We start from the raw sequence: 18,832 nt of genomic DNA on the forward strand, positions 1-18,832 counted from the left end.
CGGCGCGGTCATGCTATCCGGCTATCAGAACCAGGTTTCCATCTGGACGCCGAAATTCCATTCGCCGCCCGCGGTAAAGCCGCTGGAGCCGAAAGTGTCTTCGCTGGAGTAGTTATCCAGCCGCTTATCCCAGTTCACGTAGCTGGCGAACAGACGCAGTTCCGGACGGCTGAAGAAGTTGGCGATATCGCCCGCTTTAAACGTCGGGGCGAAGGTCAGCTTGTAGAAGCCGCCGCTGACGCTGTTCAACTGGCCCAGGCTCGACGTGGTGTAGCCCTTGGGATCGAGATCCATGTATTGATAACTGCCTTCATAGGCCAGCGCAAAGTTTTCGGTGATTTCCTGAATCAGGCGCGCATTGAAGGTGATCCATTTGTAGCTGTCGCCCTCGACGTAGCGGTCGGAGCTGGTTTGCGCCAGAATCGACGGCGCGAAGCTCCAGTTTTTGTTGATCGGGGTGGTGCCGTAGGTCGCCAGACGCCAGGTATCGGCGTCATTGGTCAGATTGCCGTCCGAACCGACGTTTTTGACTTCCGCTCCCAGCCCATGGCCGTAAAGCACGGCGACTTTGGATGTCCCTTCGCGCAGGCCGAAGAAGCTGTCGCCATGATAGGCGACCATGGCGTGATAACCTTTGTCGCCGGCATTCACATTGGTCACGTCCGCGCTGGTGTTGGGGCGGGCTTCGTTATCCTTCGCCTTCATGCCGCTGAGCATGAACTGGAACGGACCGACATAGTTATTGGCGGTGAAAACGTAGTTTTTAATGTCGTCGTTTTCCGAGCTATCCGAGCCGTCCGGCGAGCCGAAACTGCGGCCATATAGCGAGAAGTTGCTCTTGAAGCTGTCCGTCCACTTCAGGTCATAAATCCCGCCGCCGGTGCCGGCCAGGAAGATCACGTCGCTGTCCAGCCAGTGAATATCGAAGTTGTCGCGGTCGAAACGTTTACCGGCCCACAGGGTGGTGTCTTTGAACACGCCGGTGAAAGAGGGAAGCGAACCCAGTTCGGCGAAGGCTTCACGCACGTTGAGATCGCTGCTGGACGCGGTCCAGTCGTTATAGCTGCGCTGTCCGTCGGCCATCATCACCTTGAAGCGGGTGGTGGCGCCGTTATCCAGTTGCTGTTTGTGCTCCAGCTTCAGCTCGAGATAGGTGTCGTCTTCATTGCCCAGACGGCCGATGTGTCCCCCGGTTTGGCCGGCGGGAGACATGCCTGGACCGATATCCGTTTTTGAACTGGTGGTGGAGTCATTAATCGACAGGCCGGAGCGGGCATAGCCATGAAATTCAAAACCGTCGGCAACCGATTTCCGGCTGGCCAGCGCGGTGGCGCGTTGCTCAACCTGTTGGGTTTTCTGTTCGGTTTGCGCGGTGCGGGCTTCCAGTTGCCGGGTCTGCTTTTCGGCGGCCTCGGCTCTGGCTTCGGCCGTCTGCGCCCGGCGTTCGGCCGCTTGCAGTCTTTGTTCCAGGGCATTCAGACGGGCTTCAATACTGTCCGTGCTGGCGGCTGACGCGTAGAAAGGGCTGGAGAGGAGTAACCCTATTGTTACGGCAAGGTAGTTTAGTTTCATTTTTGTTCTCTTCTTGGAGGAGCTTTCTTATATCGACAGAGGTCCGTTTTGCTAAAATGCTAAACCGGTTTTTCAAGTGGAAAATAAAGGCGGGCAGTCGGGTTGGCAAGAAATTTCACTAACCCGATTCTGTAACTGTGATCCTGGCTGCAAAATGGTATCAGCAAGCCAATGCGGCGTTCAGGATCTGGCCAGCGAGGTGGAATGAAGTTGCTGCGCCAGCGGCAGCGCCGTCATGGCGCCTTTGGCCGTGGTCGCCAGCGCGCCGCACAGCTGCGCCTGTTCGATAACCTTGTCCCATGAAACCGGCTGCGATAAATCGTCGTACTCGGCTAACCCCTGTAATAGCCCGGCTACAAAGGCATCCCCCGCGCCGGTGGTATCCACCGGGGTAACGTAGGGCGCCGGAAAGTGCTGCCGCTGCTGACGGTTGTGCAGCCATACGCCTTCGCTGCCCAGGGTGACCAACAGCAGCCTGATGGGATAGCGTTGCATCAGCTGTTCGATGCCGGCTTCCACTTCATCGGCGCCGCTGAGAAAGGCCAGCTCCTCCCGCGACAGTTTGACCACGTCCGCCAGCGACAAGGCGCGGTCGAGACACTCGCGCAGCGTCTGTTGATCAGACCAGAGATCCCCACGGATATTGGGATCGAAACTCACCCATCCCTGTACGGCTTTTATGCGTTGCATCGCTTCGTAAGCCGCGCTGCGCGAAGGCTCCTGGGATAAGGCGATGGAGCAGAGGTGCAGCCATTCGCCCCGTTTGAATAGGGGCAAATCATCCGCTTGTAAAAACAGATCGGCGCTGGGGCGCACCATAAAGGTAAACGAACGTTCGCCCTGCTGATCCAGGCTCACCACCACGGTGGAGGTCCGATGGTCGCGGTCGCGGATCATGTGCTGGGTATCCACCTGTTCCCGCTCCAGCACCTCTTGCAGAAAGCGGCCGAAAACGTCGTCGCCTACCCGGCCGATAAAGGCGCTGCGCCCTCCCAGTCTGGCGATGCCCACCGCCACATTCGCCGGCGCGCCTCCCGGGCATTTGAGGTAACGATCGGCGTCTTCCGGAATGAGATCGACGACGGCGTCGCCCATCACCCAAATTTTGTGTGCCATAAAATTACTCTTATCAGGGATATTAAAACTGGTTGCTAAAATAGAAGAATCGGTTTAGCTACGCAACTTATTAACAAAGGATGTGTAAGAGAAGGACGTAAAAAATGATATCGGCATCATGCTTTCGCCATTATAACGACGGTTTATCCCTGCTGAATGCCGCAACGGGTTAAACAAAAACGCGTTCTATCCGATACCTGATAAGGAGCAGCCTGGCATGGCGTCAGGTATCAGGATTAATGGCTAAAAGGAGAAAGGATATGAGCCGTCACCCCCTTATCTTTCCGGAAACGCTGCGATGCCGGCGCTACCGCCGCGCGTCGGCGGACTATCCGCACCATCAATACCGCCGAACGACCTATCGAGATAAATATCGCTGCGAGACGGCGTTGTAGCCGTGCGTAATTACAATCTGCTATGGGTTTTATGGGCGGCGTGGGCGTTGCTGGTGATGGCCTGGCTGGCGGATATTTACCTGGATTTGCCCGCGCTGTTTTACGCTCAGGCGCTGGCGGTGGTGCTGGGAATCGGCATACCTGCGCTGATGGCGTTTTATTATAAGGCTAAAAGGAATAACCTCATGTTCTCATTTGATAAAAATAAAAAAACAGCGGAAAAATCGTCGGAGATGAGTGAAATAAACAATCCCGCCGCGTTGATTAATTCCGTCAGTCCGGTGCGGGTCAAAAAAGACACCTTTATCTCTCAGGACGCGCAGATAACCGGCAAGGTGGAAGCCGAAGGCAATATAACCGTTGAAGGCCATATCGAAGGCGAGGTGTTGTGCGAAAACACCATTAAAGTGGAGCACATCGGCAAAATCAAAGGCGAAATGAAATCGCAGCAGATCGTTATTAACGGCGATGTCGAAGGGCGCATTTACGCCGGTACGGTTGCCATACTGGCTCAGGGAAAGATGGTCGGCGAGATTTTTTCCGATGAGTTGTCGATTGAAAAAGGCGGCGTATTTATCGGCCGGTCAAATCCGCTGACGCCGGAAACGCCGAGTCAGGAACAGATTGGTTACGCGCAAAAGCCACAGGATACGGCCGAGAGGGAAGATATCGCGGCGCTGGCCGACTCCTCCCCGCTGGCGTAAGGTAAGGCGGGAGGGGAATGCTATCGGGGGGAATATAAGTGGCGGATAACGATGTAGATGATCGGTATTATTTTCGTTATTGGGGGAAAGCCGGCAAATCTCCGGATGCGCCAATGGGGGATGATTATCACCTGCTGCCTTACCATTGTCTTGATGTGGCGGCCTGCGGCTATTGGTTATTAAAGAAAAATTATTTTCAGGCCAATAACATATTCTCTGAACTTGAATTAGATAATGAAGACGTAGCGCTGTGGTTTGCCTATTTTCTGGCGTGGCATGATATCGGGAAATTCGCCCGCGGCTTTCAGCGGAAATATTTCAATCCTGACTCGCCACTGGTGCAAAATAAGGGACAGGCCGACTCCGCGCGGCATGACTCATTGGGATTCTGGCTGTGGGAAAATCGCCAGGATATTCCAGCGATTTTTCCCTTTGAGGAGATATCCGGAATCGCAGAGAAAACGCTGGATATCTGGCTGAACATCATAACCGGTCACCACGGCAAGCCGCCGGAGCGCGATGTCAAAGGAAAACTCGCGTTTCATCAGGATGATTATCTGGCAGTTAAAGATTATCTCCATGATTTATCCTCTGTTTTCCCCGAGATTTCCTCGTTGCCCGCCTGCTTTGCCGATAAAGCCTGGTTATCGACGCTGAAGCAACAGAGTTGGGCGCTGGCCGGGCTGACCGTTCTTGCCGACTGGCTGGGATCGCGCCGGCAGGATTTTCACTATCGCAGTGACCCGATGTCGCTGAGCGATTACTGGCGGCAGCATGCGTTACCGACGGCGGAAAAGGTCGTCTCGCGTTTACCGCGTACGCCGGCCCCCGCGCCTTTCCAACACATACGGCAGTTATTTCCGTTTATTCAGCAGCCGACGCCGCTGCAACAGCAGGCGCTGAAAGCGGATATTTCCGTTGCCGGGCCGCAGCTTTTCATTCTGGAAGACGTCACCGGCGCGGGGAAAACCGAAGCCGCGATGATATTGGCGCATCGGCTGATGGCGCAGCAAAAAGGCGGCGGCATTTATGTGGCCTTGCCGACGATGGCGACGGCCAACGCCATGTATCAAAGATTGGCTGCGGCATACCGGGCGCTGTATCAGCCGGAGCAAAATCCGTCGCTGATATTGGCGCACGGTGCGCGCCATATGTCGCATACCTTCACTCAATCGCTGTGGGACGGCGAAAGTCAGGGGCAGACGCAGTACGGCAAAGATGAGAATAGCGCCGGCAAGGACTGCAATATCTGGTTTGCCGATTCGCGTAAGAAAGCGCTGCTGGCGGATGTCGGGGTGGGTACGCTCGATCAGGCATTGATGGCGGTGATGCCGTTCCGTCATCAGTCGCTGCGTGTGCTGGGGTTGCGGCATAAGATCCTTATTCTGGATGAAATCCACGCCTATGACGCCTATATGAGTAAGCTGATCGAACATCTGATCGGTTTCCACGCCCGGCAGGGGGGCAGCGCGATCGTGCTGACGGCGACCCTGCCGCTCAGCCTGCGCGAAAGGCTGACGCGGGCTTTTGCGCAGGGCATGGCATGTGAAGCCGCATGGCAGCCCGATCACGATGCGCGTTATCCGTGGTTCACCCAGCTTAACCGGCAGGGATTGCGGGAAAGTGCGCTGGACACTCGACCGGCAGTGAAGCGTGAGGTGAAAATCGGCTGGTTGACCGCCAGAGAACAAGGGATTGCGCTGATCAAGGCGTCGATAGCGGCCGGACAATCAATATGCTGGATCAGAAACACCGTGGATGACGCCATTGCGGTCTATCGCCAACTGCTGGCGCAAGGCGTGGCGGAGGACGATATCCTGTTGTTTCACAGCCGTTTCGCCTTTTGCGATCGCATGGCGATTGAAGAGCGGGCGTTAATCTGGTTCGGTAAAGAGAGCACGCCCGCGCAGCGTTCAGGCAAAGTGCTGATTGCCACGCAGGTGGTGGAACAGTCGCTGGATATTGATGTGGATAATATGATTAGCGATTTAGCGCCGATTGATTTACTGATCCAGCGCGCCGGGCGTTTACAGCGGCATATTCGTTATCTCGACGGCCGCCGGAAAAATGCACGGGATAAAGCACCCTTGACCGATGAGCGTCCCGCGGCTGTGCTGTATGTCTTGGCGCCGGAATGGCAGCCGGAGGCGGACGCCGACTGGCTGGGCGCTGAACTGCGCAACAGCGGCTATGTGTATCCCGACCACGCGGCGCTATGGCGCACGCAGGCTATCCTGCGTGAACGCGGGGCAATCAGGATGCCGGAAGATGCCCGAACCTTGATTAACGGCGTTTATGAAGAGCAGATCGTCGTGCCCGCCGCGCTGGAGGCGATCGCTAATAAGGTGCTGGGGGAACGGTACGGCCAGCGGTCGATAGCCGGGCAGTCATCGCTGGCGCTGGTACATGGCTACTGCGCCAGGTCCAGCGAGTCGGGTTGGAGCGATGCGGTGGAGATTTCCACCCGGCTGGGGGAAAACACGCTGGATCTCTATCTGGCTCGGATGGCGGAGAAAGAGAGCGATTTGCCGTTGCCTTACGCCCCGCCGGAAGAATTTTCCTGGGAAAAAAGCCGTTTACAGGTGCGGGAAAGCTGGTGGTTGAAATATAAAAAATCGCTGCCTGTGCTGGAAGGCGAGGCGCTGGAGCGGTTTCGTCAGCAACTGCATCGGCCTGCGGCGCAAGTCCTGCTGTTGAAAGAGGGTGAAAGCGACGCCTTTTATAGTGACAGGATAGGGTTGGGTATTCAGGAGAGGTGATACAGCTAGCGGATAAAAACATTGTCAACTGAAGAAATTATTCAGGAGGTCGGATTCTCTATTGCTGTTAGGTTAGTTGAATAGGGGCTTATTGTGGGTCAATAAGGTTGATCAACTTAATAATGACATCTTGTGTGAGCACATCTTCTGCTACCGTTTCAAATGAGGCTCCCCTGGCGATGAGATCTATTGCCTTGGCCTGATGGCACAGGACAACACCGCGTAAATCACCACGGTCCGTATCCATTGGGGTAACAGCGACGGTTACTCCGGCGGAACGCGCCGCTTCGGCTTTGGTTGAGATAGGGCAGCAAATAGCGACACCTAACGCCGCATTCAATGCTTCTTCAGTAATGACGATGCAATAGTGATCGCCTTTTAATTCCCGGCCGAAAACGGGATCGGGGCTAAAATGCCAAATATCGCCTTTTTGGGGAATACGGGTTCCAACCATTACCAGTATTCCTTGCCTGCTGGCACGGCATCGGTAAACGCCTTGATGTCTTGGTTGAACGCGGCAATCTCTTCACTATCGATTTGAGTCAATAGTTCTTCTACTGTGAACTTGCCACGCGGTTGTCTTTTGGCGGGTTGCAGATTTATCCCTTCACCATGGCGTTCAATAGTGATCTCCGTTCCAACCTCCCATCCCAGTTCATTGCCATAATCACGCGGGATGGTGACGATTAAGGCTCCGCCTTGCTGGCGAATTTTTACTGTTTGCATATTAGCCTCTTTGTAGTGCTACTTTATGGAACACAGTAGCACTTTGTAGTTACCTGTCAATTAACCTGGCTCCAGCAATTGTGGGGCATAACGTCATTACAAACTGATGGATAACGGCAGGCAAGAGGATATGTTATCTGGCGGCGGATTTTGCTGGCGATGCCGCATCCATGCGGTTTATCCCCGCGGTTGCGGGGAAGTGATGGAACACTGTTTCCATTATTGGTTTATCCCTCTCAATAGAGGGAACTGTCAGAGTCTAACTTAATTAAGAGAATTTTTAGTGAAACAGACTCTAAATTCTTTTTAGAAAGACTTATTCTATTATCTTCTTTACTTCTTGCCGACGCTGAGCTAAAAATGCCCAATACCTAAACATTGCTCGTAATTTAGCCAAAAAGCGGTGTTCAGGTAATCAACACGGCACACGCGCGTAATGGATCGGTTGATTCCCTTCATCTGAATAGTGTGTTCCGTATAAATCAAACCATCATAGAAGGAACACCTATATGCTGGCTCTTGTGTCGATCAAGGTTACCAATACCACTATTTATCACTCCCAGGTGGCACCGTCTCCGCCGAATCTTATGCCGCTGGATCCTGCAATCAATCAGAAACGTGACCGGTCTCTCTGGCGTAGCTTGTTGAATAGGTTAAAAAATAGCCGTTAGTGGCGTTACCACAATAGAACATCGCCGCACGGAGGCGGCACGTCCAGGAGGAATAATGTTTTCATTGATTGAAAGCCGATGGCTACCCGCCGTGTATGCGGACGGTCGGATTGACAAAATTTCCCCGCAGCAACTCGCCGACAACGACATTATCGATCTCGCCTGGCCGCGCGCCGATTTTCAGGGCGCCGCCTATCAACTGCTTATTGGTTTATTACAAACCGCTTATGCTCCCGCCGATGACGAGGCGTGGGAAGCGATTTGGCAAGACGGCCTTGGCGATGGCTGGCCGCAGGCGCTGGCCTTACTGTCGCCGGCGATGTGGTTTGGCGCGCGGAAGCCTGCGTTTATGCAGGATTTCGATACGCTCGACTGCGATGCGGCGGCGATATCCGCTTTACTGATCGAAGCGCCCGGCGGCAATACCCTCAAACTGAATAAAGATCACTTTATCAAACGCGGCACGGTCAATGCCGTATGTCCGCACTGTGCGGCGATGGCGCTGTACACGCTGCAAACCAACGCGCCGTCTGGCGGGCAGGGGCACCGTACCGGGATGCGCGGCGGCGGGCCAATCACCACGCTGCTGATGCCGGATGACGTTCGCCTGCCGCTGTGGAAAAAACTCTGGATGAACGTCGTCACGCGGGAGGTGATACCGTCCGGTGGCGTCGATGCGTCGGTTTTTCCCTGGCTGACCGCTACGTCGACCAGCGACGGATCGCATCCGCCGCTGACGCCGGAAAACGCGCACCCGTTACAGGCCTATTGGGGAATGCCGCGCCGCATCGAACTGGATTTCACCAGCGTACAGCCGGGCGAGTGCGACCTGTGCGGCGTGGAATCCACATCATTGCTCACGCACTATCGCAGCAAAAACTACGGTATTCAGTACGACAGCTGGCGGCACCCGCTTACTCCTTATCGGCGGGCGTTGAAAGATGACGCGGCGCCGTTGCTGTCGCTCAAAGGCCAGCCGGGTGGGCTGGCGTATCGCGACTGGCTCGGTCTTATTGTCGGGACGGAGGACAAGCTCAACAGGACGTTTCCGGCCACGGTGGTGGTGCAGAATGCGTCACGGCGTGAAGCGAGGAAAGCCGGATTATGGTGTTTTGGCTATGACATGGACAATATGAAAGCGCGTTGCTGGTACGAGCATCGCGTTCCGCTGCTGCGCGATAGTCTGCGGGAACATAAGGATTATCTGGTGCTGGCGGTGGAGCTGGCGCGGGACAGCGTGGGGCTGTTGCGGCAGTCGATTAAGGAAGCCTGGTTTTCGCGTCCGAAAGACGTCAGCGGAGATTTCAGCGCCATTGACGTCGCTTTCTGGCAGGAAACTCAACCGGCCTTTATGCGGCTTTGTCAGGCGTTGGAGAGGAACGCCAGTCCGGTAGCGGCGCTGAAGACTTGGCAACAGTCGCTGTATCGTTACCTGCTGGTCAATTATGACGCCCGCGTATTCGCCAACCCGGATGAACGCCGCGATCTGGTGAAAGCGGCCAATACGCGTAAAAAAATGACCGCGTTTTTCTATAAGCAAAAGGCGGTACGGAATATTACTCAAATGCAGGAGGCTGTTGATGGCGAACACGGCTGATTTTCGGGTGATCACCAAAGAGGATGCAGGCAAGATTAACCGCTGGTTTGAAGGGCTGCAAAACCGCCACAACCCGGCGTATAACGGCCGCGCGCGGCGTGCGGAACTGCGCCGGGCCAACGCGCCCTATGGGGTATTGACCTGCGAGGGCTATCACCATCTGGCGGCATCGCTGAGCCGGCAACTGACCAACGAAACCCGCATTATAGCGCTATCCATTTTCGTTTCCGTCGCGGCGCATGCGGCAAAAAACACCGTGGCGAAGAGTTCGAAAAGCTTTGCCGCCCAACTGGGCGAGAAGCCGCAAGGCAGCGATCGCGCTTATCTCTCCGCGTTGCGTTTTGAACGGTTGCAACGGGCGGCGACGCCGGATGAGCTATACCGCCAGCTTTTTCGCGCGGTAAAAATACGCGGCGACAGCGGCGTGAATCTGCCCTCGCTGGCGGACGGCATATTCCTGTGGGCGGATGAATGGCGCGCGCGTCAGGAAAACCGTGCGCCGGATATTAATCCGCTGCGGCGCAATGCGGTGAGATGGGCGTGCGAATACGCGCAGGCTTCCCAGGATTCAGGCGTTGAAGACCCGACGAACACAGCTGAACCATCAGACAAGGAATAACCGATGACGACTTTTATCCAGCTCCATTTTTTAACCGCCTACCCCTCCTCCAACCTGAATCGCGACGATGTGGGCCGACCGAAAACCGCCATTGTCGGCGGCGTTGAGCGCCTGCGCGTCTCCTCACAAAGCCTGAAGCGGGCATGGCGCACGTCTGAAGTGTTTGAAGAGGCGCTTGACGGACATATCGGCACCCGCAGCCGGCGGCTGGGTCGGGAGGTGTACGGCAGGCTTACGGCGGCGGGCCTGAGCGAGAAGCTGGCGGATAAGGCGGCGCTGAGCATTGCCGCCCGGTTCGGCAAGCTGAAGAAAGAGGAAAAGGAGAGTAAGGATGCGCTGGAGAAGTATGAGATTGAGCAACTGGCGCACCTCAGCGTGCAGGAAAAGGAACGGATCGACCAGTTGATTTCCCGTCTGGCGGCGGAATCGCGTGAACCCACCGTCGACAAATTGGCGCTATTGCGCAAGGATGCCACCAGCGTCGATATCGCGCTGTTTGGCAGAATGCTGGCCTCCAGCCCCGAATTCAATGTCGAAGCGGCCTGTCAGGTGGCGCATGCGCTGGGCGTTAGCGCGGTGACCATTGAAGATGACTTTTTTACCGCGGTGGATGACCTGAACAGGGCGGAAGAGAGTGGATCGGCGCATATGGGCGAACAGGGCTTTGCGTCATCGCTGTTGTATCACTACCTGTGCATTAACCGCGATTTGCTGCTGGAAAACCTGAATAACGATGAAACGCTGGTGGAACGCACGTTGCGCGCTCTGACGGAAACGGCGCTGACCGTCTCGCCGGGCGGTAAACAAAACAGCTTCGCCAGCCGGGCGTATGCCTCCTATGCGTTAGCGGAAAAAGGAACGGCGCAGCCGCGTACGCTATCCGTCGCGTTCTTTAAACCCGTCCGCAGCGACGATCAGGTGCAAGACGCCATTAATCTGCTGCGTCGGCAAAAGGCCAAATTTGATGGCGCTTATGCCTCGGTACAGGGCGGCCAGTCTTACGAACTGGATGTGGAAGCGGGGAACGGGACGCTGCAAGGATTACTGGATTTTATCAGCCGGTAGGAGAGCGATATGGACAACTATCTGGTCTTCCAGATCTACGCCCCGCTGGTGTCGTGGGGGGAGGCGGCGGTCGGTGAAGTGCGTCATACCGCTACGGTGCCGAGCCGATCGGCGCTGCTGGGGCTATTGGCGGCGGCGTTGGGTATTCGGCGTGACGATCGCGATGCGCTGCACAGATTCAATCAACATTACCAGGTGGCGGTGCGTCCCTTGTCGGGGCGTGAAACCTGGCTGAGTGATTACCACACGGTGCAGATGCCGAAAGAAAACCGCAAAGCGCCGCGCCATACCCGGCGCGATGAACTGCGGCCGGAGGCCGGACAATCTCTGGAAACCATGCTCACCTCGCGCGAGTATCGCTGCGATGCCTATTACCATATCGCCATCAGCGAAACGCCGGGCGCGCCCTATTCGTTGGGCGAGCTGCGTCAGGCGCTGCTGTCGCCGGTGTTTACGCTCTATTTCGGGCGTAAAAGCTGCCCGCCGGCGCTCCCGCTGGCGCCTCACCTGCTTTCAGGCACGCTGGCCGAGGTCTGGCAACAGGCCAGCCGGGAACCGGCGCTCAACGATCCGGCGTTGTTGACGATTAATCATGCGGATGGATTGTGCTACTGGGAACAAACGAGCGATACGGGGCTGACGCCGTCGCTGCGGATATCGCGTAACGATCGGCCCTCCGATCGCCGGCGCTGGCAGTTCGGTTACCGTATGCAATATGCCGGTCACTGGAAAGGAGAGGAATAATGTATTTTTCCAGAATAACGTTGCGGCTTTCCGGCTTACCGCGCGTCATGGAGGAAAAGCGGCTGAATGCGGGCGGCTATGCCAGCCACCAGTGGCTGTGGCAGCTTTTCCCGCAGCAGCAACGGCGCCAGTTTTTGTACCGTGAAGAAGCGCACGAGACGGAAAGCGTGTTTTATCTGCTCTCTGAACAGCCGCCGCAGGCTGACCATAATCTGTTTCGGATAGAAACCAAGCCCTACCAGCCGCAGTGGCATAACGGCATATCGCTGGTGTTTTCGCTGCGGGCCAATCCGGTGGTGACGCGTGAAGGAAAGCGCAATGATGTGCTGATGGATGCCCGGCAGCAGGGAAAATCGGCAGGGTTGCACGGCGTGGAACTCTGGCAGCACCAGCAGCAGCGCGCGCGTGAATGGCTACATCGACAGGGAGAAAAAGCGGGTTTTACCGTGGGAGCGCCGTGTCGGGTGGACGGATATCGGCGCCACCGTCTCCACAAACCCGGCCAGTCCGCCGCGATTGCCTTTAGCAGCGTGGATTACGACGGCGTATTACATATCACGGATGCCGAACGATTTTCCGAGGCGGTCCGGCGTGGGCTGGGGAAAAGCAAAGCGCTGGGGTGCGGGCTGCTGTTGCTGAAACCGGCGTAATTCGCGCCATACAGGGAGGTTTGACGATGTATGTCCCCTTAAATCCAATCCCATTGAAAGATCGTGTTTCATTGATTTTTCTGCAATACGGTCAAATTGACGTCATTGACGGCGCGTTTGTACTGGTGGATAAAACCGGGATTCGCACCCATATTCCCGTTGGTTCGGTTGCCTGTATTATGCTGGAGCCCGGTACGCGGGTTTCTCACGCCGCGGTGCGGCTGGCGGCCACGGTGGGAACGCTGCTAGTCTGGGTCGGTGAGGCGGGCGTACGGTTATATGCCGCCGGGCAGCCCGGCGGCGCGCGCTCGGATAAGCTGCTCTATCAGGCCAAACTGGCTCTGGACGAAGATCTGCGCCTGAAAGTGGTGCGGAAAATGTTCGAGCTGCGCTTTGGCGAGCCTGCGCCGAGCCGACGTTCAGTCGATCAGTTACGGGGTATTGAAGGCGCCAGAGTGCGCCAGACCTACACGTTGTTGGCGCGGCAGTATGGCGTAAAGTGGAACGGGCGGCGTTATGATCCAAAAGACTGGGCGCGGGGCGACAAAGTCAACCAGTGCATTAGCGCCGCTACCGCCTGCCTGTACGGTATTACGGAGGCGGCGGTGCTGGCGGCGGGTTATGCGCCGGCTATCGGCTTTGTCCACAGCGGTAAATCGCTCTCGTTTGTGTATGACATTGCCGATATCATCAAGTTTGACGGCGTGGTCCCCAAAGCTTTCGAGATCGCGGCCCGCAATCCTGCCGAGCCCGATCGCGAGGTGCGTCTCGCCTGCCGCGATATTTTCCGCAGCCAGAAAACGCTCGGCAGGCTGATCCCCTTGATTGAAGAAGTACTCTCCGCAGGCGGCATCACTCCGCCGTTGCCGCCGGACGACGCACAACCGCCGGCGATCCCAGAGCCAAAGCCGTTTGGCGATAGCGGCCATCGGGGAAATAGCTGAATGAGCATGCTGGTGGTAGTCACGGAAAATGTTCCGCCCCGCTTGCGCGGGCGTCTGGCGATTTGGCTGCTGGAGGTGCGGGCGGGCGTCTACGTCGGCGACACATCACAGCGGGTAAGGGAGATGATTTGGCAGCAGATTACCGAACTCACCGAGCAAGGCAATGTGGTGATGGCATGGGCGACCAACACTGAATCCGGCTTTGAGTTTCAAACCTGGGGAGAAAATCGCCGTATGCCGGTGGATCTGGATGGGCTGCGGTTGGTGTCTTTCTCGCCCATTGATAATCAATAAGTTAGCGTTCTTTAATAATCAGGAAAAATCGGTGGATTTTTTCACTATGGAAAAGGATTTATAAAACAATACTCTACTTTTAGAGTGTTCCCCGCGCGAGCGGGGATAAACCGTAAGAATCCCAAGATTGTTCTTTCCAAGAGATGTGTTCCCCGCGCGAGCGGGGATAAACCGTTAGTGGGATTCGTGAAGCTAGAAAGATATGCGTGTTCCCCGCGCGAGCGGGGATAAACCGATCTGACGCGGAACCAGCGCCCAATCATCAGGGTGTTCCCCGCGCGAGCGGGGATAAACCGCCAATGAAATGCCGAACCTTCCGCTTGTGCTTGTGTTCCCCGCGCGAGCGGGGATAAACCGAACAGATTAAATATTTTGACGGCTGCGTTTATGTGTTCCCCGCGCGAGCGGGGATAAACCGCGTTCGGGATGATGAAAGGGAACATCAAGTTAGTGTTCCCCGCGCGAGCGGGGATAAACCGTCACCGATAAAAAATTGGAAATCCTGGAGGTAGTGTTCCCCGCGCGAGCGGGGATAAACCGTGTTACCGTTAATGTCAATGGACACCACGCCGGTGTTCCCCGCGCGAGCGGGGATAAACCGGTATCGTTGTATAACGTACTGGCCGGTTCGACGTGTTCCCCGCGCGAGCGGGGATAAACCGGTCGAGGATATCTTCCGGTTTAGTGAGGATTTGTGTTCCCCGCGCGAGCGGGGATAAACCGCCGGTTTCGGTGCGGCCCCGTTGCCAACTGGCGTGTTCCCCGCGCGAGCGGGGATAAACCGGTTGTGCGATAGACACCTCACTGTATTCGTTTGTGTTCCCCGCGCGAGCGGGGATAAACCGGTCTCGGCATAGGCAATAAGGCTGTCACGGTCGTGTTCCCCGCGCGAGCGGGGATAAACCGCAGTCGAAGAGCTGGAAGAAAAAATCGAAGAGGTGTTCCCCGCGCGAGCGGGGATAAACCGTTTCCCAGCCACTGAAAGAAATGATCCAATCCGTGTTCCCCGCGCGAGCGGGGATAAACCGCGTGGGGATGAGCGGTGAATCGCTGGGTACTGGTGTTCCCCGCGCGAGCGGGGATAAACCGGAATTATTCACTAATCTAACGTGACCGTGGCTGTGTTCCCCGCGCGAGCGGGGATAAACCGAGCTAATCGATTCCGGCCTGGATATATTCACCGTGTTCCCCGCGCGAGCGGGGATAAACCGTTTTAACCCCATCAACGCCCCACAGTTCTTCCGTGTTCCCCGCGCGAGCGGGGATAAACCGGATATTAATGCTAATCTTGTTCCAGTATTACGGTGTTCCCCGCGCGAGCGGGGATAAACCGTTACAATCGACTCGTTCCAGGACAGTATCGACGTGTTCCCCGCGCGAGCGGGGATAAACCGTCCTGCCGGGGGTACGTCCGACGCGCCAGTTGGTGTTCCCCGCGCGAGCGGGGATAAACCGCGTTGGGTGGATATTTGGATCTAGCCGGGAACGTGTTCCCCGCGCGAGCGGGGATAAACCGAAATTATCGGGCGTCGTCGCGGAAGATTTGCTGTGTTCCCCGCGCGAGCGGGGATAAACCGCGCTTAGTTCAGATCGTTACTGACGGTGATTTGTGTTCCCCGCGCGAGCGGGGATAAACCGCGTTCATATCAGCGGGATATGTATCACCACACGTGTTCCCCGCGCGAGCGGGGATAAACCGGACCATCAGCAGCAGCACAGGAGATTGTATTAGTGTTCCCCGCGCGAGCGGGGATAAACCGCCGATTAAAGACGATGATGAACTGATTGCCGCGTGTTCCCCGCGCGAGCGGGGATAAACCGTAAACGGTGTTAAGTTGTGGCGCAATGCTGACGTGTTCCCCGCGCGAGCGGGGATAAACCGCGTGACATGGCGCGAGTGCTGACCGATGGGATGTGTTCCCCGCGCGAGCGGGGATAAACCGGGTGCTATTTGAGTTTGAAAACGACCTAACAAGTGTTCCCCGCGCGAGCGGGGATAAACCGAATGTCCCACCCATGCCCCATAGAGCCTCATCGTGTTCCCCGCGCGAGCGGGGATAAACCGCTCCATCTAATTGCTCGGGCGACCGGATGTCGGTGTTCCCCGCGCGAGCGGGGATAAACCACAACGCTGCCCCACCAACAGATTACCGGAGACGTGTTCCCCGCGCGAGCGGGGATAAACCGCTTTTTCTCATTTACTGTATAAACGTACATAGGTGTTCCCCGCGCGAGCGGGGATAAACCGAGCGAGGTTACTTTGCTTTTCAGCTTCACCTTGTGTTCCCCGCGCGAGCGGGGATAAACCGAGGTTGAATTATCTTCAGAGGAGACTGAGGCGGTGTTCCCCGCGCGAGCGGGGATAAACCGGCTGGGAAACAAACTGAGGCCGCAACCGCAGCGTGTTCCCCGCGCGAGCGGGGATAAACCGCCAGCCCAGCCGTCCGTGATACTGATGCTAGTGTGTTCCCCGCGCGAGCGGGGATAAACCGGTTGGTAACTCAGCTCCTAAAAACCAGGATCAGTGTTCCCCGCGCGAGCGGGGATAAACCGGTAATATGAGTATTATTCAGGATTATATTGTTGTGTTCCCCGCGCGAGCGGGGATAAACCGGCCAATAAATACGAGTGGCTAGGCGCTATCTTGTGTTCCCCGCGCGAGCGGGGATAAACCGGTTCATAAAGCAATTGATGAGGCTAAAAAAGAGTGTTCCCCGCGCGAGCGGGGATAAACCGTCTATCACAGTATATACCGATAATGTTCGCCTGTGTTCCCCGCGTGAGCGGGGATAAACCGATACGGTGTTATTAATCACCCTAATTTTTATTGTGTTCCCCGCGCGAGCGGGGATAAACCGGTATGTCTCCCAAATTTTCAACCTTAGTAAAAGTGTTCCCCGCGCGAGCGGGGATAAACCGCGCACGCAATCAACGCGACCGCATAATAGGGCGTGTTCCCCGCGCGAGCGGGGATAAACCGCCTATAAAATTCTAACTAAATCAGGTCTCATCGTGTTCCCCGCGCGAGCGGGGATAAACCGGACAACTTACGCGCGCGGGTATTTGTTCGTGAGTGTTCCCCGCGCGAGCGGGGATAAACCGTGTTCCGTATACCGACCAACGACCACTGTATAGTGTTCCCCGCGCGAGCGGGGATAAACCGCAGTATATTCCCTGGCTCTCACAACAACATCAGTGTTCCCCGCGTGAGCGGGGATAAACCGGTCAGAATTCGCTCACTCAGTTGACAACGCGCGTGTTCCCCGCGCGAGCGGGGATAAACCGCAGTAAACGAGAGCAGGATCAGGCTGTCGAACGTATTCCCCGCGTCAGCGGGGATAAACCGATCGAATGGTGGCTCTGCCTGACTATGCCGCCGCGTTCCCCATATCTGTGGGGATAAACCCGATAATTTCCGCGTTATCGAAAACAACGCCATCACGACGATGGAGATTTAGCAAAGACACCCTTAGACGTAATAAACTACTCCCCACCTTTAGGCGCGGTTTCCGGCGGAAAGCTTGATCCGCCGCATGCAGGAGTTATTCCGGCCAGCGGCGTTATTGTGGTCCGCGTATAATTCCGCATCCTTCCTACGGTAAGGCGATTATTGCGGCCTACGATATGATCCGCTTTTCGATCAATATCATACGCGGTTGTTATGGCGGCTGGTCGGTATTATTTCCATTACTGGGGGGAAAGCCATATTGTGCTCGATAATCTGCCCGAAGTAGCCGTGCCGACATCTTCTACGCGATTGGCAAACCCCGCGGCCAGCGTGCGCTGCTCCCTGTCAATTGGCTACGTACGGTAGATCTGCGTCCCTAAAAGAGCGCTTATTTTGTCTTCGCAGGATGACAAAAGGTCGTTGTTTACGCGTCGTTCTATCAGTATTCGCGGCTCGGGAGCAAGAATGCTGCCGATATCGCCAGCCGGATAAAAGGCGATCGCCTGGCGGTAGCACACATCGACGCACAGGCCGCAGGCGGTGCAGGCAGCGGTATTATAGGTGATACGCAGCATCCCGGCGTCGTTTTCGGACGCCAGCGCGCCGGTCGGGCAACAGTCGGCACACAGCGCGCATCCGACGCACCGCTCCGTATCAAGTTCAGGGGAGGGGAATAGTGCGGTGGTATTGCTGATGGTTCCCTCCCACCGCTCGGCCAGCGAACGTAAAGATGCGACGAAACGCCGGCGCTTTTCCGTCGGCCGGACGGCGGTTTCGCCAGGGTCGGAAGCAACGTCACGGAATGTTGTCGCAACGGTTATCGTCCCTTCGAGGCCATTTCCTTTGCCAAGCAATTTGGTGAACCAGGCTCGGCGGGAAAAATCAATATCCGATGCGGAGATATCGACCGAAATCCGCAGGCTAACACCAAGCGCCATGGCAACTTCCTCGGCCTTGGCTTTCATGGTGTGCAAGTGGGCAGTCATATTCCCCGCGGGGCACCTGCCGCAATCATTTGTGAACATTCTGATCTCCAGAGCGCCGTTGGCGGGCGCCTGGAGCAGCAAAGATGGATCGAGGCGTGCGAGGCAGGAGACGGACAGATACTTCGGCGATACATTTGCCGCCTGTTTACAGGCAAGCGTGACCGTGCCGCAGCGGCTGGCCGTCACGGCGATGTCCGCGGCCAGCGCGCGGTCGGTAGGCGTTTGCAACGCTATCGCGTCCATTGAGCATTCGGCGGCACAGGCGCCGCACGCCGTACAAACCATCGGCGACAATAGGGGATAGTTTTCAGACAGTTTTATCGCCCCAACCGGGCAGGCCGAGGAGCAGCGCGAGCAGGTTGACGCCGCATGCCGGTAATGAGTACAACGTTCCCGGACGATGACGATTGATGGCGATAAGCCGGGTGTCGTATCGCCTCCGGCTTGAGCTTGATTCATCATAGTCGGCCCGCTTTATGGTCGCCGGCGTCCGTGCGGTGACGGCCGCCGCCTTAAATCCCGATTCAGACGCGTTGATGCCT

General features: G+C 56.5%; 15 protein-coding genes and 1 CRISPR repeat array. Of the genes, 10 read left to right on the top strand and 5 right to left on the bottom strand.

Annotated features, from left to right (window positions below; translation table 11 throughout):
• Positions 1-24: 24 nt before the first annotated feature.
• Complete coding sequence (locus tag DDT56_RS20680; RefSeq protein ID WP_136168273.1) at positions 25-1,572, bottom strand: carbohydrate porin; 1,548 nt, start codon at positions 1,570-1,572, stop codon at positions 25-27.
• A 180-nt stretch (positions 1,573-1,752) separates the two neighbouring features.
• Positions 1,753-2,688 (bottom strand): aminoimidazole riboside kinase, encoded by a 936-nt coding sequence (locus tag DDT56_RS20685; protein ID WP_136168274.1) that lies wholly within the window; start codon positions 2,686-2,688, stop codon positions 1,753-1,755.
• A 260-nt stretch (positions 2,689-2,948) separates the two neighbouring features.
• On the opposite strand from DDT56_RS20685, the gene DDT56_RS25005 reads away from it, so the two are divergent.
• The 3 genes from DDT56_RS25005 to cas3 are packed head-to-tail and all read left to right on the top strand — an operon-like array spanning position 2,949 to position 6,546.
• Positions 2,949-3,083: a hypothetical protein gene (locus tag DDT56_RS25005; protein ID WP_256373233.1), complete on the top strand. Its 135-nt coding sequence runs from the start codon at positions 2,949-2,951 to the stop codon at positions 3,081-3,083.
• Positions 3,084-3,085: 2 nt separating this feature from the next.
• Positions 3,086-3,787, top strand: a complete 702-nt coding sequence (locus DDT56_RS20690; RefSeq protein ID WP_246856837.1) for a bactofilin family protein — start codon at positions 3,086-3,088, stop codon at positions 3,785-3,787.
• 38 nt (positions 3,788-3,825) lie between these two features.
• Positions 3,826-6,546, top strand: a complete 2,721-nt coding sequence (gene cas3 / locus DDT56_RS20695) for a CRISPR-associated helicase Cas3' (RefSeq protein ID WP_136168275.1) — start codon at positions 3,826-3,828, stop codon at positions 6,544-6,546.
• Positions 6,547-6,634: 88 nt separating this feature from the next.
• Here the strand turns inward: cas3 and DDT56_RS20700 are convergent, their stop codons facing one another.
• Both DDT56_RS20700 and DDT56_RS20705 read right to left on the bottom strand, forming a co-directional pair.
• Positions 6,635-7,000 (bottom strand): type II toxin-antitoxin system PemK/MazF family toxin, encoded by a 366-nt coding sequence (locus DDT56_RS20700; protein ID WP_136168276.1) that lies wholly within the window; start codon positions 6,998-7,000, stop codon positions 6,635-6,637.
• A complete protein-coding gene (locus DDT56_RS20705; protein WP_136168277.1) occupies positions 7,000-7,272 on the bottom strand; it encodes an AbrB/MazE/SpoVT family DNA-binding domain-containing protein in 273 nt (90 codons plus the stop codon). Before DDT56_RS20705 ends, DDT56_RS20700 begins: the two co-directional genes overlap by 1 nt.
• 726 nt (positions 7,273-7,998) lie before the next feature.
• On the opposite strand from DDT56_RS20705, the gene casA reads away from it, so the two are divergent.
• From casA to cas2e, 7 genes are read left to right on the top strand one after another with little or no spacing between them, the layout of a single operon-like run.
• Positions 7,999-9,540 carry a type I-E CRISPR-associated protein Cse1/CasA gene (gene casA / locus DDT56_RS20710; RefSeq protein WP_136168278.1) on the top strand — a complete coding sequence of 514 codons (1,542 nt, stop codon included), beginning with the start codon at positions 7,999-8,001 and terminating at the stop codon, positions 9,538-9,540.
• Entirely contained in the window at positions 9,524-10,159 is a 636-nt protein-coding gene (gene casB / locus DDT56_RS20715; protein WP_136168279.1) for a type I-E CRISPR-associated protein Cse2/CasB, read from the top strand. The genes casA and casB overlap by 17 nt, the downstream gene beginning before the upstream one ends.
• 3 nt (positions 10,160-10,162) lie before the next feature.
• On the top strand, positions 10,163-11,224 hold the full coding sequence (gene cas7e / locus DDT56_RS20720; protein WP_136168280.1) for a type I-E CRISPR-associated protein Cas7/Cse4/CasC: 1,062 nt from the start codon (positions 10,163-10,165) through the stop codon (positions 11,222-11,224).
• Positions 11,225-11,233: 9 nt separating this feature from the next.
• Positions 11,234-11,968, top strand: coding sequence for a type I-E CRISPR-associated protein Cas5/CasD (gene cas5e / locus DDT56_RS20725; protein ID WP_136168281.1), 735 nt, complete (start codon positions 11,234-11,236; stop codon positions 11,966-11,968).
• Entirely contained in the window at positions 11,968-12,618 is a 651-nt protein-coding gene (gene cas6e, locus DDT56_RS20730) for a type I-E CRISPR-associated protein Cas6/Cse3/CasE (RefSeq protein ID WP_136168282.1), read from the top strand. Before cas5e ends, cas6e begins: the two co-directional genes overlap by 1 nt.
• A 26-nt stretch (positions 12,619-12,644) precedes the next feature.
• Entirely contained in the window at positions 12,645-13,562 is a 918-nt protein-coding gene (gene cas1e / locus DDT56_RS20735) for a type I-E CRISPR-associated endonuclease Cas1e (RefSeq protein WP_136168283.1), read from the top strand.
• Entirely contained in the window at positions 13,563-13,856 is a 294-nt protein-coding gene (cas2e, locus tag DDT56_RS20740) for a type I-E CRISPR-associated endoribonuclease Cas2e (protein ID WP_136168284.1), read from the top strand.
• An 84-nt stretch (positions 13,857-13,940) separates the two neighbouring features.
• A CRISPR array of direct repeats spans positions 13,941-17,202; the repeat unit is 29 nt; unit sequence GTGTTCCCCGCGCGAGCGGGGATAAACCG.
• Positions 17,203-17,657: 455 nt separating this feature from the next.
• On the opposite strand, the gene DDT56_RS24635 is transcribed toward cas2e, so the two are convergent.
• On the bottom strand, positions 17,658-18,752 hold the full coding sequence (locus DDT56_RS24635) for a 4Fe-4S binding protein (protein WP_136168285.1): 1,095 nt from the start codon (positions 18,750-18,752) through the stop codon (positions 17,658-17,660).
• Positions 18,753-18,832: the final 80 nt, after the last annotated feature.

Source organism: Brenneria corticis, from assembly GCF_003115855.1.
Taxonomy (GTDB): domain Bacteria; phylum Pseudomonadota; class Gammaproteobacteria; order Enterobacterales; family Enterobacteriaceae; genus Brenneria; species Brenneria corticis.